This is a genomic window from Citrobacter sp. TBCS-14 (assembly GCF_005280805.1).
In the GTDB taxonomy this organism is placed as follows: domain Bacteria; phylum Pseudomonadota; class Gammaproteobacteria; order Enterobacterales; family Enterobacteriaceae; genus Citrobacter; species Citrobacter gillenii.
In genome coordinates, this window is the sequence record NZ_SZWM01000845.1 from 1 (window position 1) to 226 (window position 226).

General features: G+C 53.1%; 1 protein-coding gene. It reads right to left on the minus strand.

From position 1 onward, the window contains the following. Nucleotides 1–226 (minus strand): inverse autotransporter beta domain-containing protein (locus tag FDX22_RS21630; protein WP_186805417.1); only part of this gene is annotated, 226 nt, incomplete at both ends.

Here is a 226-nt window from a genome sequence, read left to right on the forward strand (position 1 = left end):
GTCAATCCCAGATTATTTTGGCTTACCCCGCTTTCGCCCTGTTTATGCTGCGCGGTCACCGTAATCAGCGGCACTGGCGTATAGCTCAGTCCCAGGTTTACCGCCACCGGATTGCGGTAGCCCGTTCCCGAATGGAAAAGGTCTACCCGATCGCCAAAATATTGCTCGACGCTGACGCTGGTATTGAGATGCTCATAAAAGGGTAACCGCATCAACGCAGTAAGGT